This is a genomic window from Streptomyces sp. T12, assembly GCF_028736035.1.
In the GTDB taxonomy this organism is placed as follows: domain Bacteria; phylum Actinomycetota; class Actinomycetes; order Streptomycetales; family Streptomycetaceae; genus Streptomyces.
This window is the reverse complement of the sequence record NZ_CP117866.1, coordinates 6,036,246-6,056,550: the sequence shown is the minus strand read 5'-3', so window position 1 is coordinate 6,056,550 and position 20,305 is coordinate 6,036,246. Positions and strand designations below refer to the sequence as shown.

At 72.4% G+C, this 20,305-nt stretch carries 17 protein-coding genes; 12 read left to right on the top strand and 5 right to left on the bottom strand.

The features are described from left to right. Positions 1–3 precede the first annotated feature (3 nt). On the bottom strand, positions 4–168 hold the full coding sequence (rpmG, locus tag PBV52_RS27310) for a 50S ribosomal protein L33 (protein ID WP_030573688.1): 165 nt from the start codon (positions 166–168) through the stop codon (positions 4–6). 62 nt (positions 169–230) lie between these two features. Between rpmG and rpmB the strand changes: the two genes are divergently transcribed. From rpmB to PBV52_RS27290, 4 genes are all read left to right on the top strand, one after another. Beyond that, a complete protein-coding gene (gene rpmB / locus PBV52_RS27305; protein ID WP_031482567.1) occupies positions 231–467 on the top strand; it encodes a 50S ribosomal protein L28 in 237 nt (78 codons plus the stop codon). Continuing rightward, positions 467–772, top strand: coding sequence for a 30S ribosomal protein S14 (rpsN, locus tag PBV52_RS27300; RefSeq protein WP_062700616.1), 306 nt, complete (start codon positions 467–469; stop codon positions 770–772). Before rpmB ends, rpsN begins: the two co-directional genes overlap by 1 nt. 148 nt (positions 773–920) lie before the next feature. Beyond that, positions 921–1,397 carry a hypothetical protein gene (locus PBV52_RS27295; RefSeq protein WP_274249606.1) on the top strand — a complete coding sequence of 159 codons (477 nt, stop codon included), beginning with the start codon at positions 921–923 and terminating at the stop codon, positions 1,395–1,397. A gap of 75 nt (positions 1,398–1,472) precedes the next feature. After that, positions 1,473–2,012, top strand: a complete 540-nt coding sequence (locus tag PBV52_RS27290) for a DUF4232 domain-containing protein (protein WP_274241720.1) — start codon at positions 1,473–1,475, stop codon at positions 2,010–2,012. 31 nt (positions 2,013–2,043) lie between these two features. Here PBV52_RS27290 and PBV52_RS27285 read toward each other — a convergent pair whose 3' ends face one another. Beyond that, positions 2,044–3,177: a DUF2786 domain-containing protein gene (locus PBV52_RS27285; protein ID WP_274241719.1), complete on the bottom strand. Its 1,134-nt coding sequence runs from the start codon at positions 3,175–3,177 to the stop codon at positions 2,044–2,046. Positions 3,178–3,270: 93 nt separating this feature from the next. On the opposite strand from PBV52_RS27285, the gene PBV52_RS27280 reads away from it, so the two are divergent. The 3 genes from PBV52_RS27280 to PBV52_RS27270 are packed head-to-tail and all read left to right on the top strand — an operon-like array spanning position 3,271 to position 6,316. Further along, positions 3,271–3,744 (top strand): GNAT family N-acetyltransferase, encoded by a 474-nt coding sequence (locus PBV52_RS27280; protein WP_274241718.1) that lies wholly within the window; start codon positions 3,271–3,273, stop codon positions 3,742–3,744. A 57-nt stretch (positions 3,745–3,801) separates the two neighbouring features. Next, a complete protein-coding gene (locus PBV52_RS27275) occupies positions 3,802–4,569 on the top strand; it encodes a Clp protease N-terminal domain-containing protein (RefSeq protein ID WP_274241717.1) in 768 nt (255 codons plus the stop codon). Between the two features lie 34 nt (positions 4,570–4,603). Further along, the gene (locus PBV52_RS27270) at positions 4,604–6,316 is read left to right on the top strand and encodes a bifunctional 3'-5' exonuclease/DNA polymerase (RefSeq protein WP_274241716.1); all 1,713 of its coding nucleotides are present in this window, start codon (positions 4,604–4,606) and stop codon (positions 6,314–6,316) included. Here PBV52_RS27270 and PBV52_RS27265 read toward each other — a convergent pair whose 3' ends face one another. Next, positions 6,317–10,576: a BTAD domain-containing putative transcriptional regulator gene (locus PBV52_RS27265; protein WP_274249604.1), complete on the bottom strand. Its 4,260-nt coding sequence runs from the start codon at positions 10,574–10,576 to the stop codon at positions 6,317–6,319. A gap of 475 nt (positions 10,577–11,051) precedes the next feature. Beyond that, a complete protein-coding gene (locus PBV52_RS27260; protein WP_274241715.1) occupies positions 11,052–11,453 on the bottom strand; it encodes a DUF3052 domain-containing protein in 402 nt (133 codons plus the stop codon). A gap of 232 nt (positions 11,454–11,685) precedes the next feature. Between PBV52_RS27260 and PBV52_RS27255 the strand changes: the two genes are divergently transcribed. From PBV52_RS27255 to PBV52_RS27235, 5 genes are all read left to right on the top strand, one after another. Beyond that, entirely contained in the window at positions 11,686–14,058 is a 2,373-nt protein-coding gene (locus PBV52_RS27255; RefSeq protein WP_274241714.1) for a SpoIIE family protein phosphatase, read from the top strand. A 2-nt stretch (positions 14,059–14,060) separates the two neighbouring features. Continuing rightward, on the top strand, positions 14,061–15,263 hold the full coding sequence (locus tag PBV52_RS27250) for a LacI family DNA-binding transcriptional regulator (protein ID WP_274241713.1): 1,203 nt from the start codon (positions 14,061–14,063) through the stop codon (positions 15,261–15,263). Between the two features lie 62 nt (positions 15,264–15,325). After that, positions 15,326–16,561: a sugar ABC transporter substrate-binding protein gene (locus PBV52_RS27245; protein ID WP_274241711.1), complete on the top strand. Its 1,236-nt coding sequence runs from the start codon at positions 15,326–15,328 to the stop codon at positions 16,559–16,561. Continuing rightward, on the top strand, positions 16,561–17,544 hold the full coding sequence (locus PBV52_RS27240; protein WP_274241709.1) for a carbohydrate ABC transporter permease: 984 nt from the start codon (positions 16,561–16,563) through the stop codon (positions 17,542–17,544). Before PBV52_RS27245 ends, PBV52_RS27240 begins: the two co-directional genes overlap by 1 nt. Then, positions 17,541–18,368, top strand: coding sequence for a carbohydrate ABC transporter permease (locus PBV52_RS27235; RefSeq protein WP_274241707.1), 828 nt, complete (start codon positions 17,541–17,543; stop codon positions 18,366–18,368). Before PBV52_RS27240 ends, PBV52_RS27235 begins: the two co-directional genes overlap by 4 nt. A gap of 215 nt (positions 18,369–18,583) precedes the next feature. Here PBV52_RS27235 and PBV52_RS27230 read toward each other — a convergent pair whose 3' ends face one another. After that, on the bottom strand, positions 18,584–20,005 hold the full coding sequence (locus PBV52_RS27230; RefSeq protein ID WP_373922027.1) for a Tat pathway signal sequence domain protein: 1,422 nt from the start codon (positions 20,003–20,005) through the stop codon (positions 18,584–18,586). Positions 20,006–20,305 lie beyond the last annotated feature (300 nt).

Here is a 20,305-nt window from a genome sequence, read left to right as displayed (position 1 = left end):
TGGTCAGCGCTCCTCTCGGAAGTCGACGTGGCGGCCGGCGACCGGGTCGTACTTGCGCAGGGTCATGCGGTCCGGGTCGTTGCGGCGGTTCTTGCGGGTCACGTAGGTGTAGCCGGTGCCGGCGGTGGACCGGAGCTTGATGACCGGGCGGAGTTCGTTGCGTGCCATGCTGGTATCTTACTGAAAATGAATTCCATTAACAGTCGAGTCCGAGGAGAGGTTCGTCACCCGTGTCCGCCCACTGCATGCTGACCGGCGCCCAGCCAGGTTTCGGCAACACCATTTCCCACTCCCATCGGCGGACCTCCCGCCGCTTCGACCCCAACATCCAGACCAAGCGCTACTGGCTGCCGAGCGAGGGCCGGTATGTGCGGCTGCGGCTGAGCGCCAGGGGGATCAAGACGGTCGACGTCATCGGCGTCGAGGCGGCCGTCGCCCGTATCCGCGCGCGGGGAGTGAAGGTCTGATGGCGAAGAAGAGCAAGATCGCTAAGAACGAGCAGCGGCAGGAGGTCGTCGCCCGGTACGCCGAGCGGCGGGCCGAGCTGAAGGAGATCATCCGTCGGCCGTCGTCCACGGATGCCGAACGGCTCGCCGCCCAGCGTGAGCTGCGCAGGCAGCCGCGGGACGCCAGCGCCACCCGGGTGCGCAACCGGGACCAGGTGGACGGGCGGCCGCGCGGGTACTTCCGTGCGTTCGGGCTGTCCCGGGTGTCGCTGCGGGGGCAGGCGCATGCGGGGTATCTGCCGGGGGTACGCAAGGCCTCCTGGTAGGTCCGGCAGGTCCTGGGACTCCCTGGTAGCTTGCTGCGGTCGTTTCGGCCCGGTGGGCCGGCTCGGCCGTATGCCGACCGCTACAGCTTGGGAGCTTCCAGTGACCTCGGCGAATTTCTCGCGTACGCGCACGATGTCGAACCGACGGATGCGGGTCGTGGCCGTGGCCGCGTCCCTGGCGGGTGCGCTCGCGCTGACCGCGTGCAGCGGCGACGGCGATTCCGACGCCAAGGACGACTCCGGCCCCAGTGCTTCCGCGACCACCGGTGCCGGCACCGGCGGCGGGACCGGAGGATCGGCGTCGGCCTCCGGTGACCTGGAGGGCAGCTGGCTGGCCACGACCGACGGCAAGGCGGTCGTGCTGGTCGTCACCGGCACCGAGGCCGGGCTCTTCGCGACCGGCGGGACCGTGTGCAGCGGGACCGCCGGTGAGCAGGACGGGATGCGGATGATCCGCCTCAAGTGCCCCGACGGCAGCAAGGACCGGGCGGTCGGGATGGTCGACTCCGTCGGCAAGTCGCAGCTGAAGGTGGACTGGGAGGGCGGCCTCGGCGCGGAGACGTACACCAGGGCACAGGGCGGGAAGCTGCCTACGGGGCTGCCGACGGCCGGTCTGGGATCGTGATGTTTGATCACTGAACGTCCGCCCGATCAGTTCGGTGCTTGCCGCCCGATCACCGACGTAACTCCAAGAGGACCCATGCGCGCCACTCCCCTCACCGTCGCCGCCCTCGCCGCGGCCCTCCTCCTGACCGCCTGCGACGACGGCGGGAGCGAGGACAACAGCAAGGACAGCAAGGACAGTGCGGCCGGCTCCGCCTGCCGGATCGGCGAGATGGCCGTGCGGGTCGGCCCCGCCAACGCCGCCCCGGCCGCCGGGGACACCGGCAATGTCCCCGTCACTCTCACCAACCGCAGCGGCGCCGAGTGCACCCTGGACGGGCTGCCCGCCGTCGAGTTCTCCGCGGGCGGCACCTCGACCACCGTCGCGCCCGACGAGGCCGCCGAGGCGAAGAAGACGACCCTGGTCAAGGAGGCCTCCACCTCCTTGACCCTCACCTATGTCCGGGGAGGGAAGGGCGGCAGCAAGAGCCTCGCCGTGGACACGGCGAAGATCTATCTGCCCGGGTCCACCGAGCCGCACAGCTTCCCGTGGTCGTACGGCGTTGTCGCGCTGAAGAGCGGCGGCGGGCAGGCCCCGGACGCCTCGGTGAGCGGGTTCCAGCAGTCCGGCGACTGAGGCGACAGGCGGCCGAGGCGACCGACGCGGTTCAGCCGAGCGGCCGGCGGTGGGCCATCTGCGCCCGGTCGGCCGCCTCGGCACCCTCCACCCAGCCCGCCTCGTCGCTGATGCCGCGCAGGCGGGTCGTGGTCGTCTCCGGGAACATGCGGTCCAGCCGGCCGGTGACCGCGACCTCACGGGAGGCGAGGACCGGGAGCAGGTCGTCGCTCACCGGCGCCTCGGCGGCGGCCCGCAGCCGGGTTCCGACGCGGTGGGCGTAGGCCGCCAGGAACGACTGCCGGAAGGTCTTGGTCCGCTTGCGGCCGCCGGCGCGCTGGGCGGCCTCCGCCTTCGCCATCGCCGCCTGGGCCTGCACGAGGAGCGAGGTGTAGAGGAGTTCCACCACCTCCAGGTCGGCCTCGAAACCGACGACCGTGGAGAAGGCGAACGGTTCGTTCCACACGGCACGGCAGTGGTTGACGGTCGCCACCGCGTCCAGCAGGACGGCCTTCGCCTGCTCGTACGGCGGTTCCACACCGATCCGGCAGGCGCCGGGCGCGTCGTGCGACGGCGCCTGCGCGTCCAGCAGCGCCTCGTCGATGCTGTGCCGGGCCATCAGCTCCTGCGCCTTGACGGTGAGCGCCTCCGCCTCCTGCGGGAAACCCGTCGCCTCCGCCTTCGCCAGCAGGGCGCGGATGCGGGTGAGCATGCGGGACTCGGGCTTGGGGTGCCTGGTCGGCGGCTCGGCCCGCTCGTCCAAGGGCTCCAGCGCGGGCAGCCGCAGCAGGAGGCGGTACAGCTCCAGGACGGCCGTGGCGTGCGAGAAGCGGTCGGTGCGGGGCGGGGCTTCGGCGGGCAGGTCGTCGAGCTGTGCCGTCCAGCGGGGGCCACGGGGGCGGTCGTACGGTGTCTGGGAGCGGATCAGCGCCGCGAGCAGTCGTACGTGTACGTCGTCCAGGTCGCGGCGGACCAGCCGTACGACGTCGGTCGGCTGCCAGCCGCGCCGCCAGGCCGCCGCGACGAACTCCACGCCGCGCCGGGTGAGTTCGGCGTCCGCGGCGGGGTCGGCGGCCAGGAGGGAGGCGCCGGTGTCGAGGGCGGTGTCGGTGTCGGCGTAGAGGGCGTGCTCGAAGGCCCGGTCGACGGGGCCGGGCGTACCGCTCGAACTGTTCGTACTGCTCACCCGGCGATGGTGCCACGGGGCGGGCGCGGCCCGGCCGGGGCCGCCGGGGAAATCCCGTTGAGGCGGGCAGCGGCGACGCCTAGCTTCCGGCCCATGGACGACATTCGCCCCGTACGTTTCGATCACTCCGACGCCGTGAAGCTCTCCGCCCTCGTGCAGGCCGAGTACCTGCGGCGCTACGGCTACGACGACATGACCCCGCTGCACCCGACCCACTTCGACCCGCCGGACGGCCTCTTCCTCATCGCCTACCGCGACGACAAGCCCGTGGCCTGCGGCGGCTGGCGTGCCCAGGAGGCGGGCGACGAGGGGTACGCGGACGGGGACGCCGAGATCAAGCGGATGTTCGTGGTGCCCGAGGCGCGGGGACGGGGGCTCGCCCGCGGCATTCTCCGGGCGCTGGAGGTCAGCGCGCGGGACGTCGGACGGAGCCGCATGGTGCTGGAGACGGGGACGCCGCTGCACGAGGCCATGGGGTTGTACGTCGCCTGCGGGTACGCGCCGACGGCCAACTTCGGTCCGTACAGGGGCTATTCCGACAGCCGCTGCTTCGCCAAGCCGCTCTGAGCAGTCAACTGTCAACCACGGGTTGACGACGCTGGAGTGTCAACCTACGGTTGACGCATGTCGACGAACCCGACCATCACGTCATCCGTACGTCTCGACGAACTCATCGCGGCCATCAAGAAGGTCCACGAAGAGCCCCTCGACCAGCTCCAGGACGCGGTGATCGCCGCCGATCACCTCGGTGAGGTGGCCGACCACCTGATCGGCCACTTCGTGGACCAGGCCCGGCGATCGGGCGCCTCCTGGACCGACATCGGCAAGAGCATGGGCGTCACCCGGCAGGCCGCGCAGAAGCGGTTCGTACCGAAGGAGTCGACCGACCTCGACCCCCAGCAGGGCTTCGGCCGCTACACGCCGCGTGCCCGCAACACGGTGATGGCCGCCCACAACGAGGCCATCGCGGCCCGCAACGCCGAGGGCCGCCCCGAGCACCTGGTCCTCGGGCTGCTGGCCGAGCCGGACGGCCTGGCCGCGAAGGCGATCACGGCGCAGGGCATCCTCCTGGACGCCGTACGCCAGGCCGCCGGCGCCGCACTGCCGCCCGCCGCCGACGCGGTCCCCGATCTCGTCCCCTACGGCTCCGACGCCAAGAAGGTGCTGGAGCTCACGTTCCGCGAGGCCCTGCGCCTCGGCCACAACTACATCGGCACCGAGCACATCCTGCTGGCCCTGCTGGAGTTCGAGAACGGCACCGGCGTCCTGTCCGGCCTCGGCCTCACCAAGCAGGCGGTGGAGGAGTACGTCGTCGAGATGCTCTCCCAGTTCCTGAAGAGCGGTGAGCAGACGAGCAGGGCGGCCCGCGAGGAGGGGGAGGCGCAGAGCTGAGGGCGTTGTCAGACCCGGGTGCCACACTCGCTGCATGACCGACCGCTGGGCGCTCGCTCCGGCCGAGGACGGTGGCGTGGAGATCGCCCCCCTCGGTCCGGACGGGCTGCCCGCGGGGCCGGTGCGCCGGGAGGCGGACCTGGGTGAGGCCGTGCGGGGGCGGCCTGAGGTGGCGCGGTGGGTGTGGCGGTCCACCGCCGAGGTCTATCCGCGGCTGCTCGCCACGGGGGTGCGAGTGGAGCGGTGCTACGACATCGAGGATGCCGAAACCCTCCTGCTCGGCCACGAGGGGCGGTACGGCGAACCGAGGTCGGCCGCCGCGGCCCTCGCCCGGCTGAGGGGTGGTCCGGTACCGCCCGATCCGCCCCAGCGGGCGGCCGAGCCGGGCTCGCAGTCCTCGCTCTTCGAGCCGCAGGCCGAGCACGTCCCACTGGCCGACCTCGTCGAGGTGTACGCCGACCAGCAGCGCCGGCACGACGCCACCGCCCACCCGGAGCGGATGCGGCTGCTGACGGCGGCCGAGTCGGCGGGGATGCTCGTCGCCGCCGAGATGAACCGGGCCGGGCTGCCGTGGAGCGCCGAGGTGCACCGCCGGGTGCTGCACGAGCTGCTGGGCGAGCGGTATGCGGGCGGCGGGGAGCCGCGGCGGCTGGCCGAGCTGGCGGACGAGGTGTCGGCCGCATTCGGGCGCCGGGTGCGGCCCGATCTGCCGGCCGATGTGATCAAGGCCTTCGCGCAGGCCGGGATCAAGATCAGATCGACCCGGCGCTGGGAGATCGAGTCCCTCGACCATCCGGCCGTGAAGCCGCTGGTCGAGTACAAGAAGCTGTACCGGATCTGGGTGGCCCACGGCTGGTCCTGGCTGCAGGACTGGGTGCGGGAGGGGCGGTTCAGACCGGAGTTCCTCGCGGGCGGGACGGTCACCGGGCGGTGGGTGACCAACGGCGGGGGCGGGCTGCAGATCCCGAAGGTGATCCGGCGGGCCGTCGTCGCCGACCCCGGGTGGCGGCTCGTGGTGGCCGACGCCGACCAGATGGAGCCGCGGGTGCTGGCGGCGATCTCCCGTGACCCCGGGCTGATGGAGGTGGCCGGGCGGGAGACCGACCTCTACCAGTCCGTCTCCGACCGTGCCTTCTCCGGCGACCGTGCGCAGGCCAAGCTCGCCGTGCTGGGTGCCGTCTACGGCCAGACCTCCGGCGACGGACTCAAGAACCTCGCCGCGCTCAGACGCCGTTTCCCCAGGGCGGTGGCGTACGTCGACGACGCGGCGCGGGCCGGTGAGGAGGGGCGGCTCGTGCGGACGTGGCTGGGGCGGACGTGTCCCCCGGCGGCCGGGGCGGCGGACGACACGGCCGAGGAGGCGGGAATCCCGATCCTGGACGCGGAGGACGAGACGACCGGGCGCTCGGCGGCGCCAGGGGCACGGGAGTGGGTGCCGGGCTACGCCTCCTCCGACGCCCGCGCCCGGGGCCGCTTCGCCCGCAACTTCGTCGTGCAGGGCAGCGCCGCCGACTGGGCCCTGCTGCTGCTCGCCGCGCTGCGGCAGGCCTGCGCGGGCAGGGCGGCGGAGCTGGTCTTCTTCCAGCACGACGAGGTGATCGTGCACTGTCCCGAGGAGGAGGCCGAGGCGGTCGTGACGGCGATCCGGGAGGCGGCGGAGCTGGCGGGGCGGCTGACGTTCGGGGAGACGCCGGTGCGGTTTCCGTTCACTACGGCGGTGGTGGAGTGTTATGCGGACGCCAAGTGATCAACGTCGTTCGGTGTTGGCGGGCGTGGGGTTGATGGGCGTGGGGTTGATGGGCCTGGTGTCGACGGTCTTGGTCTCGGCCGTCTTGGTCTCGGCGGTCTTGGTCTCGGCGGGCACCTCGTCGGCGAGCAGTTCCCTGAGTTCCGCCAGGACCGTCTTCTCGTCCGTGCCGTCCAGGGCCTCCAGGGCCGTGCGCCAAGCGTCGTACGCCTCCTGGATACGTCCGCGTTCGCGCAGCAGGAGGCCGCGCTGGTGGCGGGCGAGGCCGGCCGTGTAGCGGTCGGCGCGGGCGTCGGCGCGGCGGAGCAGCTCGGCGCACTCGCGGTCGGCCCGTTCGGCGCGGCCGAGGAGGCGCAGGGCGCGGACCAGGCCGAGGCGGGTCTGCGACTCGCCGTGCCAGTCGCTGTGGCCGCCGAGGATGCGCAGGCTCTCGTCGAAGTGGGGCACGGCGGCGGCCGGTTCGCCGAGGGTGACGTGGGCGTAACCGATGTTGCAGTGGGCGGAGTGGCGCACGACGACGTTGCCGATCCGGTCACCGATCGCGAGGGAACGCCGGTGCTGCTCGATGGCGGCCCGGGGGTCGGTGTGCTCGTACAGGTTGCCGAGGTGCTGGTACGTCACGGCCTCGCCGTAGGGGTCGTCCAGCTGCCGTGAGTACTCCAGGCTCTGGTGCAGCGCCTGCCCGGACTCGGAGTACCGGCCGAGGTTCTCGAGCAGCAGGCCCCGGTTGTTGAGGCAGCGCCAGATCCGGGAGGCCACATCGAGGCGCCGCCAGATCGCCAGGGACCGGTCGTTGAGGGTGAGGGCCTCGTTGTTTCGGCCGGTCAGGAAGTGCAGGCCGGCGAGGTCGCCCAGCGCGTACGCCTCGGCGGCCTCGTCTCCGAGCCGTCGCGCCACGCGCAGGGCGGCCCGGCCGAGCACCTCCATCTCGGCGACGCGGCCGGCGCGTTGGACGCAGGGGAAGAGGAGGCGGATGAGGGTGGAGACGTGGGCGGCGGTGCCGTCGCCGACGGCGTTCGCATACCGCTCGACCAGCACGACGACGTTCTCCAGCTCCAGGTCGCCCCAGGCGAAGGCCTCTTCGGCACTGTCGAAGGGAGCGGCGGTGAGCACATGGGCCGTGTGCTCCGGCGGCTGTGCGGACGTCGGCCTGCAGCGGTCGTCCTGGTCGAGGCCGGGTTCGACGATGGCGGTGAGGGTGCGTTCGGCGACGGCGGCGTACCAGCGCAGGGCGGTTTCCGCGGTGTCCGTCTCACCGTCCGTTCCCACGGTATCCGTCTCACCGTCCGTTCCCGCGAGTTCACGGGCGAAGTCGCGCACCAGGTCGTGAGGGGCGTAGCGGCCGTACGCGATCTCCTCCAGGAGGGCCACGTCGACGAGTCGGTCGAGGGCGGCCTCGGCACGGCGCTCGTTGGTGCCGGTCAGGCGGGCCAGCAGGGGTGCGCCGTACGCGGGCAGGTCGACGGCGCCGATGCGGCGCAGGGCGAGCGCCGCGTCCCGGTCGGCCTCGTGGTCGGAGGCGGCGAGGGCGTCGTGGGCGACGGCGAGGGAGCGGCGGACGCTGAGGTCGTCGTACTCCAGGTGGTGCAACCGGCTCTCGGCGGCGGCCAGTTGATCGGCGAGCACGTCGAGGGTGAGGGCACGGCGGGCGGCCAGGCGGGCGGCGACGACGCGGAGGGCGAGCGGGAGGCGGCCGGTGAGCTCGATGAGGGGGTGGGTGGCGTCGAGGCCGTCGTGATCGGCACGGGGGTCTGGTCCTGTGTGGGGGTCTCGTTCGTCGGGGTGGTGCTGTGCGCGGGGGTGGTGCTGTGCGCGGGGGTGGTGGTGCTCTGCGCCGGGGTGGTGCTGTGCGCCCTGCTCGTCCTGTCGGGTCCGTCCGCTCTGCCGGCCCCGCGTGTTCAGCACGTCCGGGCCATCCTGCCCGTCTCGCATGTCGCGTCCCGACGCCGCCCTCAGCAGGGCCGCGCTGTCCTCCGCGGTCAGGGGCGTGAGCGGGAAGCGGCGGGCGCCGTCCAGGGCCGTCAGCGGGGAGCGGCTGGTGACGATCACGGCGCAGCCGGGGCCTGCCGGGAGCAGCGGGCGTACCTGAGCGGCGTTCGCGGCGTCGTCCAGGACCATGAGGGTGCGGGTCGGGGCGAGCAGCGAGCGCAGCAAGGCGGCGGCCGCGTCCGGGTGTTCGGGGATGGAGCGGGGGTCGGCGCCGAGGTCACGGAGCAGTGCGGCGAGCGCCTGGCCGGGGGTGAGCGGGGGCATGCCGGGAGTGGCGCCGTGCAGGTTGACGTAGAGCTGACCGTCGAGGAAACGATTCGCCAGCCCGTGCGCGGCCTGCAGCGCGAGCGCGCTCTTGCCGACGCCGGCCATGCCGCTGATCACGGCGACCGCGACGGTGGGTTGACGCGTGGGAGCGAGGGCGAGGGTACGGCGCAGGTCGGTGAGTACTGCGGTACGGCCGGTGAAGTAGGCCGGGGGTGGGGGGAGTTGGGCGGGGCGGGGTGGTGGTGGCGGCGCGGGCTGCTGGGGTGGGGTGGGTGGTGTGTCCTCCGCTTGGTGGGGGGCTGGGGTGGAGGGAGCGGCGGGGGTGGCGGGGATGGCGGGGGCGCCGGGGGTGGCGGGGGCGCCGGAAGTGGCGAGGGCGCCGGAAGTGGCGAGGGCGCCGGAAGTGGCGAGGGCGCCGGGAGTGGCGGGTGTGGCGGGCGCGGGAAGTTCCTGGAGGGGTGGGGTGGTCGACGTATCCGTCGCGCGGAGGGCTGGGGCTGGGCCTGCGGCTGCGGCTGCGGCCGCGGCCAGCGGGGGCGATTCCCGGAGGGCCTGGGCAGGCAGGGCGTCCGTGTCGCGGAGGGCCGAGGTCGCGGGCCCGTCCGATTCCGGGACCGGCCGGGCAGCGAGGACGTTCGTCTCGCGAGGGGCCGAGCCGACGGGCGCATCCGAATCCCGGACGACCGCAGCAGCCAGGGTGTCCGGCTCACGTAGGCCCGGAACGGCCGACGCGTCAGTCTCGCGGAAGGCGTCGGCGGGCGTGGGGCGCCGGAGGGCGTCGTCATCGCGCGTAGCTTCAGGGGCGGCGGTGCTGCGGAGCGCGTCGCCTGCGGGGGAGGTGGCGGCGTGGGCGGTGCCCCGGAGGGCGTCATCGTCACGGCCGGCTGAGCCCTCCGAGGGCCTTTGCAACTCAGGGTCGGCCGAGCCGAACGTCTGCCTCGCCAGCTCAGGGTCGGCCGAGCCGACCGCGTGCCTCGGCAGCTCAAGGTCGGCCGAGCCCATCGCGGCCTGCTGCAGCCCGCGATCAACCGCCCCCTCCTCAGCCCCACGCACCTCGCGCCCGCCAGAGCCCGCAGCTACACCACGCACCCCACGACCGGCCCCGTCCCCCGCGACCGACCCCACGGCGCGCTCCGCACCACCGACATCCCCCGCCCCCCGCAACACCTCCATATGCGCCTCTCGCACCCCAACCCCCGGCTCCACACCAAGCTCCTCGACCAGGCGCGTACGCAGATCGCGGTGGACGGCCAAGGCCTCGGCGCGTCGGCCCGTTCGGTGCAGGGCGAGCATCAGGTGGCGTTGGAAGGACTCCCGTAGGGGGTGCTCGGCGGCGAGTGCGGCCAGTTCGGGTACGAGGGCGTCAAGTCGTGGGCCGGCCACGGTCAGCTCGGCGTCGTAGCGCCACTCCAGGAGCAGCAGCCGGGCCTCGTGCAGGCGCTGTACCAGCGCGTAACCGCCCACCTCGGCGGGCAGGCCGGACAGGGGCGTGCCCCGCCACAGCGCGAGCGCTGCCGTGCACTCGCGCACCGTGCGCTCCCAGTCCCGCGCGACGTGCGCGGCGCGGGCCGCAGCGACGCGGCTCACGAAGACGTCGACGTCCAGCTCGCCTTCGTCGACGCGCAGCACATAGCCGGGCGGCACCGCCCGCAGCCGTTCGGGGTCGTCGAGCAGTCGCCGCAGCCGGGCCACGTGGTTGTGCAGCGAGGCACGCGCGGACGCGGGCGGCGCCCCGCCCCACAGCACGTCCGTCAGCGATTCCACGGAGACGACCCGGCCGCCTTCGAGCAGCAGCGCGGCGAGCAGGGCACGCACCTTGGGGCTGCGGATGGTCCGGACAGCGCGGTCGGTCGCCGCCGACGAAGCACCGTGGGAGTCCCGGCCGTCGAAGTCCCGGCCGTCAGGGTCCTGACCGTCAGAGTCCCGGCCGTCGCAGGACCCGCTCTCGACCTCGTACACAACCGGCGGCCCCAGCAGTCCGAACCGCAGCCCGCACCGCTTCACGCCGCCCACTGCCTTCCCTCGCGGCGGGCCCGCACTCGCACCCACCCTCGCGCTCCACGACGAACATCCACACGGCACGGAAAAACGCCGCGCCTGGCGGAGATACGCCCCTTGCACGACGGTTTCCCGCCACCCTTCTCGACGCCCCTGACGGGAAAACCGTTCCCCGCCGGGCCATTTCCCGTTATCGTCCGTCGACTTCGCGCCAACCGAACGACCTCGAAACGGAGCGCCGTTGGCCACATGTTAGCGATCCGTTGGTGCGACCTGATGTGATCACTTCATCGGATCTGGCCCGACGGCGCGCGCGTACAACGCGTAACTCGGGGGAGTGTCGCCGCCGCGGCCGGATCCGGGGACGCATGCGGGTCCCGGTCGGCGGAGGTGAGCGACCGGGACCCGCGTCCCTTCCCTCCTCCCCCTCCTCCCCCCTCCTCCCTTGTTCTCCCTCCCCTCCCCCTCTCCCCCCGACGGGTTATGCGCGGCGGTTCTCCCTGCGCCGTACGAACTTCAGGCCCGACCAGCTCTCCCCCAGCGCCGCGACCTTCACGTCGACCACGCCGAGCGGGAGGAAGAGGTCCCGCAGCGCGTTCTCGGTGATGTCGCTGACGTGGCCGGCCGCCCGGCGGGGCCAGGCGATCCAGAGCATGGCGTCGTCGGCGAGTTCGCCGACCAGCCCCGGGCCTTCGGCAACGAGATCGCCGTACGACCGATAGAACGCGACGGCGACGTCCGCGCCCCGCGGGCTTCCCTCAGCCACGTCGCAGCCCTCCGGCAACCCGGGAATGTCCCAGCGTGCGGGCGCGTGACAGAGCCGGACCCGGTGGCCCGGCTTGATGCCGATCTTCCTGGCGAGCGGCGTACCGGAATAACCCATCGCGAACTCCTCCACCCGTCTCCGCACCATCTCCGCGCCGTCTTCCCGCGGTCCTCCCGCAGTCTTCCCACCGCCGTCCAGCGGCCTTCCCACCGTCGTCCAGCTGTCGTCCCGCCGTCTCCGCCCCGGCCCTCAGGGCAGAAATTCATGCACGGGAATCCGACTTGTCCGATTCTCGCGCAACGCGCACGCTGGAACCGTGAGTAACATCACCACCGCGAATTGAGCCATAATGACCACTTTTGATCAGAACCTCGGTCACTACGGGTGGTCACCAGATGCCGCGACAGCCACCATCGGCGTCGAGGGCATCCTCACGGGGTGGAGCGAGGGTGCCCGGCGGCTGCTGGGGTACCGCGCCTCCGAGGTCGTGGGGCGGGCCGCGGCCGACCTCCTCGTGGACCGGGGGGCGACCGGCTTCTCCCCCGTCGGCTCCCAGGAGTGGAGCGGCACGGCGGCGCTGAGGCACCGCGACGGCCACCACGTCGAACTGACCCTGCACGCCCAGCCCTCCCTGGACGGCGACGGCGCGACCCAGGCGTTCGTCGTCACCGCCACCACCGGAACGCCCGCGTCGCAGCGCGACCGGTGGATGGTGGAGTGGGCCTTCGCCCAGTCCTCGATCGCCCTGTCCACCTACAGCGCCGCGTCGGGATCGTGGCGGCTGAACGCCGGCGCGGAGGCCGACCCGCTCGGCGAGGCCCGCTCCGACGAAGGATTCCTCAGGTGTGTCCGGCGGGTCGCCGAGGAGGCCATGCCGATGCGGTACGAGGGGTTCGCCCCGGCGCCGGCCGCGGCCGCCCGGCAGCGCTCCTGGATCGTCGAGCTGTGGCCCGTGCGGGACCCCGAGTCCGGCGAGGTCGCCGGGGTCGGCACCGCCGCCTTCGACAGCAGCGAGCAGTACGCCGCCCGGCAGCGGCTGGCCCTGCTGAACGAGGCGGGCACCCGCATCGGCACCACCCTGAACGTCAGCCGCACCGCCCAGGAGCTCGCCGATCTGGCCGTCCCGCGGCTCGCCGACTTCGCCAGCGTGGACCTGCTCGACTCGGTGATCCGCGGGGAGGAGCCGGTGCCGGGGCCGGTCGACGCCGCCGTGGTGCTGCGCCGGGTCGCCCACCAGTCGGCCGCCGAGGGCGGGGGCGTTCCGGAGGCAGCCGTCGAACTCGGCGGGATCGACACCTATCCCCCGTTCTCGCCGCCCGCCCGCTCCCTGACCAGCGGGCGACCGGTCCTCAGCGGCAAGGGGGACCCCGACTTCCAACGGTGGGTCACCGAGCACGAGGCGCGGGGTGCCATCGTCCGGGAACACGGCTTCCACTCGGTCATGGCCACCCCGCTGCGGGCCCGCGGCATCACCCTCGGGGTCGCGGTCTTCGTCCGCAGCAAGAACTCCCCGCCCTTCCAGCAGGACGACCTGATCCTCGCCGAGGAACTCGCGGGCCGGGCGGCCGTCGGCGTGGACAACGCCCGTCGCTACACCCGCGAGCGCACCAACGCGCTCACCCTCCAGCGCAGCCTGCTCCCCCGCGACCTGCCGAAACAGGCGGCCGTCGAGGTGGCGTACCGCTATCTGCCGGCCGGCACGGGGGCCGGCGTGGGCGGCGACTGGTTCGATGTCGTCCCGCTGTCGGGCACCCGTGTCGCGCTGGTCGTCGGCGATGTCGTCGGGCACGGCATCCACGCCTCCGCCACCATGGGCCGGCTGCGTACCGCCGTGCGCACCCTCGCCGACGTGGACCTCCCCCCGGACGAGCTGCTCACCCACCTCGACGACCTGGTCACCCACCTCACCTCGGACGACGACAGCACCGTCCGCGACCTGCCGTACACCGGTGGGATCGGCGCGACCTGCCTGTACGGCGTCTACGACCCCGTCTCCCGGATCTGCACCCTCGCCAGCGCCGGCCACGTCCCGCCCGCCGTGCTGCTGCCCGACGGGTCGGTCAGCGTGGTCCACCTGACGCCCGGTCCGCTGCTCGGCGTCGGCGGGCTGCCCTTCGAGGCGACCGAGCTGGAGCTGCCCGAGGGCAGCCTGCTCGCCTTCTACACCGACGGTCTGATCGCCCGTGAGCGCGATGTCGGCGTCGGCCTGGAACGGCTCTGCGCGGCCCTGGCCTCCCCGGTGCCGTCGCTGGAGGTCACCTGCGACGCCATCCTCAAGACCATGCTCCCGGAGAGCCCCTCCGACGACGTGGCCCTCCTGCTCGCCCGCACCCGCGCCCTGCACGCCGACCAGGTCGCCGCCTGGGCCCTGCCGTCCGACCCCGCGATCGTGGCCGACGCCCGCGCGCAGGCCTCCCGGCAGCTCGCCGCCTGGGGCCTTCAGGAGGCGGCGTTCGTCACCGAGCTGGTGGTGAGCGAGCTGGTCACCAACGCCATCCGCTACGGCGACGTACCGATCGGGCTGCGCCTGATCCGGGACCGCACCCTGATCTGCGAGGTGTCCGACGCCAGCAGCACGGCCCCCCATCTGCGCCGGGCCCGGACCTACGACGAGGGCGGCCGAGGGCTGCACATGGTCGCCCAGCTCACCCAGGGCTGGGGCACCCGCCAGACCCCCACCGGCAAGACGATCTGGGCCGAACAGCCCCTCCCCGTCGGCTGACCATGACCGAGCGCACGGGCGAGGCGACGACACCGCCGACCGGGGGCGGGGCCACCACACACACGCTCGGGCTGCTCTACCCCCCGGCCGGGCGGGGCCGGGTCTACACCACCATGCAGCTCGCGTTCATCGGCGGCGTCGCCGAGGCCGCGACGCCGTACGGCTACGACGTGCTGCTCTCCCCCGCCGGCACGGACGCCGACGCCTCGTTCCGGCGGATGGTCGGGGAGCGGCCGGTGGAAGGGGAGGGGCCCGTGGATGGGGAGCGGCCGGTGGACGGGGGGCGGCCGCTGGACGGGGGGCGGCCGGTGGAAGGGGAGGGGCCGGTGGAAGGGGAGGGGCCGGTGGACAGGAAGCGGCGCGAGGACGGCCGGCCTCGTGCGGGCGGCGAACGGCCCGGGACCGGCGAACAGCGTGCGGGCGGCGAACGGCGCGGCGACAGCCGACCCCGTGTGGACGACGAACGGCGCGGCGACAGCCGACCCCGTGTGGACGGCGTGATCGTGATGGAGATCCGCCGCGAGGACGACCGGGTGGAGCATCTGGCCGAGGCGGGCTTCCCGTTCGTGGCCATCGGCCGCAACCACCGCGCCGACGAGGTGGGCTGGGTCGATCTGGACTTCGCCGGGCTGGCGATCGGATGCGTACGGCACCTCGCCGACCTGGGGCATCGCCACATCGCCTTCGTCAACCGGTCGGAGCAGCTCTACAACAGCGGTTACGGGTTCGCCCGGCTCGGCCACGAGGGCTACGTCACCGCGATGACGGACCTGGGCCACGAGCCGCACGCCTACCTCTGCGGCGACGACCTCGCCTCGGGCGAGGAGGTCGTGGCACGGATCCTGGCCGACGAGCCGGCCACCACCTCGCTGGTCACCATGAACGAGGCGGCCCTGGAGGGCGTCTACCGCGGGCTGACTCGCCACGGCCGCAGCGTGCCGCGCGACTTCTCGGTCGTCGGCGTGGCGGCGAGTCCCTGGGCCGAGCGGGTGACGCCACAGCTCACCGCCGCCGAGATCCCCGCCAAGGAGATGAGCCGGGTCGCCGTCGAGCTGATGGTGGAACGTCTGCGCTCGCCCGGTTCGACACCCCGGCACGTCCTGCTGAAACCCCTGATCACCCTGCGCTCCAGCACGGGACGGTGCCTTCCGGTGCCAGGTTCGGAACCCGAGCCGGAATTCCCCGATTTCGACGTGAATTTCTGATACGCCGGTTCCGCCACGCCCGCTGATTCCACGTCCCCCGATCACACCCCCGGGAGGGGAGCATGCCGTACCCGCTCGACCGCCGCGGCTTCCTGCGTACCGCCGGCGCGGGAGTCGCTGCCCTCGGCCTCGGCGGGGCCCTGGCCTCCTGCGGCTCCGACGAGCCGAGCACGACCACCCTCACCTGGTGGGACTACTTCACGCTGGACAACTTCCAGGAGGGCATGACCCGTCTGATCAAGGACATCGAGGCCGGGGTGCCCGATGTGAAGATCGAGCGGCGGACGTTCCCGTTCGCGGAGCTCGAACGGCAGATCACCCTGGGCGCGATCTCCGGCGACCTGCCCGACATCGCGATCGTCGACAACGTCTCCATGAACACGCTCGGCGGCAGCGATCTGCTCGCCGACCTCACCGACCGGGTCGAGCAGTGGGGCCAGGCCGACCAGTACTACAAGGGCCCCTGGGACGGCTGCCAGGTCGACGGCAGGACCCTGGGCATCCCCAACCAGAGCAACTGCCTGGCCCTGTACTACAACACCCGGATGCTCCAGGACGCCGGCGTGCGACCGCCCACCACCTGGGACGAGCTGGCCTCCGCGGCCGAGCGGCTGACCAGCGGGGACCGGTTCGGCCTTGCGCTGAGCGCGATCAGGACGGAGGAGGGCGTCTTCCAGTTCCTGCCGTTCCTGTGGCAGGCGGGCGGTGACCTGGACACCTTCGCGACGGACGGCGCCACCGCCCTGTCGTTCCTGGACGACCTGATCGCCAAGGGCTCCCTGTCCGAGCAGTGCGTGGGCTGGACGCAGCAGGACGTCAACACCCGGTTCCTCAACCAGCGCGCCGCCATGCAGATCAACGGTCCCTGGCAGATCCCCGCGCTGAAGGAGGCCGACTTCGACTGGGCCGTCGTCGCCCTGCCCCGCGACAAGGAGGCGGCCACCTGTCTGGGCGGGGAGAACTGGGTGGTGATGGCGAGCAGCGACCATCTGGACAAGGCGTGGGAGGTGCTGGAGTACACCCAGCGCCCGTCGGTCCTGACGCCGTACCTCGTCTCCTTCGGCAACCTGCCCGCCCGCAAGGACCTCGCGGACCGGGGCACCTGGGCGTCCGACCCGGCGCTGCGGCTCTTCCTGAGCCAACTCCCCCTGGCCCGTCCACGCCAGTACGGCGCACACTACGCCGACGCCTCCCAGGCCGTCGCGGAGGCGGAACAGGCCGTACTGACCGGCTCCGCGTCCCCCTCGGCGGCGGCGAAGACGGCGGCCGGCAAGATCGACAAGGCGCTGAGCGGGTGATGCGAGGGCGCCAGGGCCTCGCGTTGGAGGTCCACCGCAGAAGGGACCGCCGCAGAAGGGACCGCCGCCCGCCGGCCCGTCTCTCCCCCTCCGCGCGCCGCGGCCGCGCCGGCTATCTCTTCTGCCTCCCGGGGCTGGCCTTCCTCGCCCTCTTCCTGGCCTACCCGCTCTTCTACAACGTCTGGACGTCCGTCCACGACGTGCGGCTGAGCGGCCTGCTCGGCGGGGCCGAACGCTTCAACGGCCTCGACAACTACCGGGCGGTGCTCGACGACCCGGCGTTCTGGCACTCCGTACGCCTGTCGCTGGTGTTCACCCTGGGCTCCCTGGCGTGCCAGTTCGTGCTCGGCTTCGCCCTGGCCCTGCTCTTCGCCCGCCCCTTCCCCCTGAACGGCCTCCTGCGGTCCCTGCTCCTGGTGGCCTGGCTGCTGCCTCCCATCATCAGCGGCACCCTCTTCCGCTGGCTGCTGGACGCGGAGTCCGGTGCCTACAACGCCCTGTTGCAGGCGGTCGGCCCGGACAGCCTCTCCCACGACTGGCTCACCGACCCCTCCACCTCCCTGGCCGGGGTGATCCTCGCCAACGTCTGGGTCGGCGTGCCCTTCAACATGCTGCTGCTCCTGGTCGGCCTGCACACCATCGATCCCGAGCTGCACGAGGCCGCCGCGATCGACGGCGCGAGCGCCTGGCAGCGCTTTTGCCGCATCACCCTGCCCCTCATGCGCCCGGTCTCCGTGACGGTCCTCCTGCTCGGCCTCATCTACACCTTCAAGGTCTTCGACCTCGTCTTCGTGATGACGGGCGGCGGCCCGGTCGACGCCACCCTCGTGCTCTCGCTCTACGTCTACGAGGTCTTCTTCCGGTTCTTCCGGTTCGGCGAGGGCGCCGCGGCCGGCCTGCTGCTGCTCGTCGTACCGCTGCTCACGGGTGTGTTCTACGTACGACGGCTGCACCGCGAGGACGCGGTGGGAGGTTCCACGTGAGACATCCCCAACGCCCCTGGCTGCTCACGGCGTTCGCCGCACTGATCACCGCGGCCTTCCTGCTGCCGGTGTACTGGATGGCCAAGACCAGCCTCACCCGCCCGGACCGGATCCTCACCCCGACCCCGCAGTGGCTGCCCGCCCCGCTCACCGGCGAGAACTACCGGGCGGCGCTGGACTACGAAGGCCTGCCCCGAGCCCTCCTCAACAGTGTGGTGATCTCCAGCGGAGTCGTGGCCCTCACGCTCCTGCTCGGCGTCCCGCTCGCCTACGCGCTCGCCCGCGTCCGGATGCGCGGCTCGGGAGCGATGGTGCTCGCCCTGCTGGTCGCCCAACTCCCGCCCGCCATCGTGCTGGCGGCACCGCTGTTCATCCTCGAACGCCGGGCCGGTCTCGACGACACCTACCTCGGCCTGATCGCCGCCGACACCACCCTCACCCTCCCCTTCGCGGTGATCGTGCTGCGCCCCGTGCTGCGGTCCTTCCCGCCGGAGTTGGAGGAGGCCGCGCTGGTCGACGGCTGCGGGCTGCCCGGCGTACTGCTGCGGGTCGTCCTGCCCCTCACCGCGCCGAGCCTGGTCGCCACGGCCGGGCTGTGCTTCCTGATCGGCTGGGGCGAGTTCCTGTTCGGCCTGACGCTGGCCGAGGGTCCGGACGTCCAGCCCGTCACCGTCCTGCTGAACGCCTTCGTCGGCCAGCACGGCACGGCGTGGGGCGCCCTGATGGCGACGGCCACCCTCATCAGCGTCCCGGTGGTCTGCGTGTTCGCCCTGTTCCAGCGCTTCATCGTCGGCGGGCTGACCGCGGGGAGCGTGCGGGGCTGAGCAGCCGGCAGTGTGTCGGGCTGAGTAGCCGGCAGTGTGTCGGGCTGAGCAGCCGTCTGCCTGCGGAGCTGGGAGCGGTCTGCGGGCGGGGATGAGACGTCGGCAGTGCCGGGCTGAGCAGCCCGGAGAAGCCCTGTCCCCCTCACTTCGCCGTGGCCACGTCGTTGGCTGGGCGAAGCCGGCCCGCGATCGGCACCTTCGGCGCGACCGCCCTTTCAGACCCCGAGCGGATTGGAGCGCGTCGCCGCCATCAGGTACCAGGCGGTCGCCCCCGTATGCCGATAGGGGTAGTAGCCGAACCCGAACCCGGTGTCGAGCGGACTGCTGGCCGCCACCACCCCCGCCCGCTCGGGCAGCGCCTGCCCACCGACGGTCTGCCCGCCCCCGAGCAGATCCTGAGCCCGCTCGATGGAGTCGATCAGCCGCCGGGCCTGCGCCTCGTCACCCCGCCCGTGCCGCTTCCGCAGGGCGAGCGCGAGATGAGCGGTCCCCTCGAACCACACACCGTTGCGGTCCGGCTTTGGCTGGGAGTCGGCGATCGGCGCGTCCTCGTTCGCGAGAACACTGGCCGAGCTGAAGGTGACACCTTCGTACGACTGCCCGGCCGGCACCGTGCTGTTGCGCCGCTCGGCATGGTCGAGAACGGCCAGCCCACGCGCCGCCCAGTCCAACGAACCGGCGTGGGCACGGGAGTCGAGGGCGAGGTGGGTCCAGGTCTGGGTGTCCTCGGGGATGGGTGAGGTGTTGATCGTCACCCCGTCATTGGTCCCGGTGTAGAAGAAACCACCGTCCACGTCCCACATCTTCTCGACAAAGTCCCGGGCACGAGCACGCCGCTCCAGCCACACCGCGTCTCCCGTGAGCCGGGCGAGCCGCCCGAAGAGACAGACGAGATCGGTGTTGTGCTCGGTGGAGGTGAAGGGAAGCTTCTCGTTGGCTCCGTCGACCCCGAACTTGTACCCCCCAAGCGGTTCCTCGGTACGCCCGTTCCGCTCGATCCACTCCCCGATCCGCACGGCCCCGGCGAGGAACCGCCGCTCTCCGGTCCGCCGCGCGAGCGCACTGAGCGCGATCCCGGCCCAGGCCATGTCACCCACGGCCGTCCCCGTGAACCCGAACTGCGTCCCGACGTTGACGGTCCCGTCCGCCCGCACGAATCCGTCCGGCTGCCGCGAGCCGTCGTAGAAGGTGTACGGCCCCACGTTGTAGGCCTGCCGCAGCCGACCGTCGCCATGGACCGGGTCATGCTCCTGCGCGTACACCAGCGCATCCCCGAGCGCGACGGCCCGGGCGCGTCCGTCGGCGGTGCGGGTGGCGAGGAGGGCGAGGACCGCGAGGGCGTTGTCGTAGGTGAAGGCGGTACTGAACAGCCCCGCCTGGTCGCTGTAGCTCTGCGCGAGCCGGACGCTGCCATGCTCCGGGTAGGCATCCATGGCGGCGGCGAGGAAGGCGTGGGCGCGACGCTGGGCGGGGGCAGCGGAGGCGTAGGCGGATGCGGCGGAGGCATCACCTGCGGCCGCCCGAGCAGCACCGGCACCGGCCGCGGTGAAGCCAGCGACACCGATACCGATACCGAGACCGAAACCGGCACCGATGAGAGTGCGACGGGTCAGCGCCGGACCTTGCTTGCCGGTCATGCCGGTCGTGCCGCTCATGCCGCCGGTCATGGGTCTCCCTCGGTCTTGAGAGCGCTCTCACGAATGCGCGCTCATTCTGATGGCACACATGGGTCGGGTCAACAACCTTGAGATGTACAGCAGTTGATGACAAGTCGACGAGCACCTGACTCGGGAACGAAAACCCCAGTTAGGGACCGGTGCCCAGGGCCAGATGGCTCGTCGCCGGTTCACCGAGCCGCGGCATGGAGGTGCGGGGACCCGTCAACTCACCAGTCTCGAATAGCCCGTTAGGCTGCCATTCGCACAAGTGAAACCAAC

Coding starts and splice junctions, on each gene's coding strand:
- rpmG (WP_030573688.1), bottom strand. CDS start 168: ATGGCACGCAACGAACTCCGCCCGGTCATCAAGCTCCGGTCCACCGCC.
- rpsN (WP_062700616.1), top strand. CDS start 467: ATGGCGAAGAAGAGCAAGATCGCTAAGAACGAGCAGCGGCAGGAGGTC.
- PBV52_RS27295 (WP_274249606.1), top strand. CDS start 921: ATGCGGGTCGTGGCCGTGGCCGCGTCCCTGGCGGGTGCGCTCGCGCTG.
- PBV52_RS27290 (WP_274241720.1), top strand. CDS start 1,473: ATGCGCGCCACTCCCCTCACCGTCGCCGCCCTCGCCGCGGCCCTCCTC.
- PBV52_RS27280 (WP_274241718.1), top strand. CDS start 3,271: ATGGACGACATTCGCCCCGTACGTTTCGATCACTCCGACGCCGTGAAG.
- PBV52_RS27275 (WP_274241717.1), top strand. CDS start 3,802: ATGTCGACGAACCCGACCATCACGTCATCCGTACGTCTCGACGAACTC.
- PBV52_RS27270 (WP_274241716.1), top strand. CDS start 4,604: ATGACCGACCGCTGGGCGCTCGCTCCGGCCGAGGACGGTGGCGTGGAG.
- PBV52_RS27260 (WP_274241715.1), bottom strand. CDS start 11,453: ATGGGTTATTCCGGTACGCCGCTCGCCAGGAAGATCGGCATCAAGCCG.
- PBV52_RS27255 (WP_274241714.1), top strand. CDS start 11,686: ATGACCACTTTTGATCAGAACCTCGGTCACTACGGGTGGTCACCAGAT.
- PBV52_RS27250 (WP_274241713.1), top strand. CDS start 14,061: ATGACCGAGCGCACGGGCGAGGCGACGACACCGCCGACCGGGGGCGGG.
- PBV52_RS27245 (WP_274241711.1), top strand. CDS start 15,326: ATGCCGTACCCGCTCGACCGCCGCGGCTTCCTGCGTACCGCCGGCGCG.
- PBV52_RS27240 (WP_274241709.1), top strand. CDS start 16,561: ATGCGAGGGCGCCAGGGCCTCGCGTTGGAGGTCCACCGCAGAAGGGAC.
- PBV52_RS27230 (WP_373922027.1), bottom strand. CDS start 20,005: ATGACCGGCAAGCAAGGTCCGGCGCTGACCCGTCGCACTCTCATCGGT.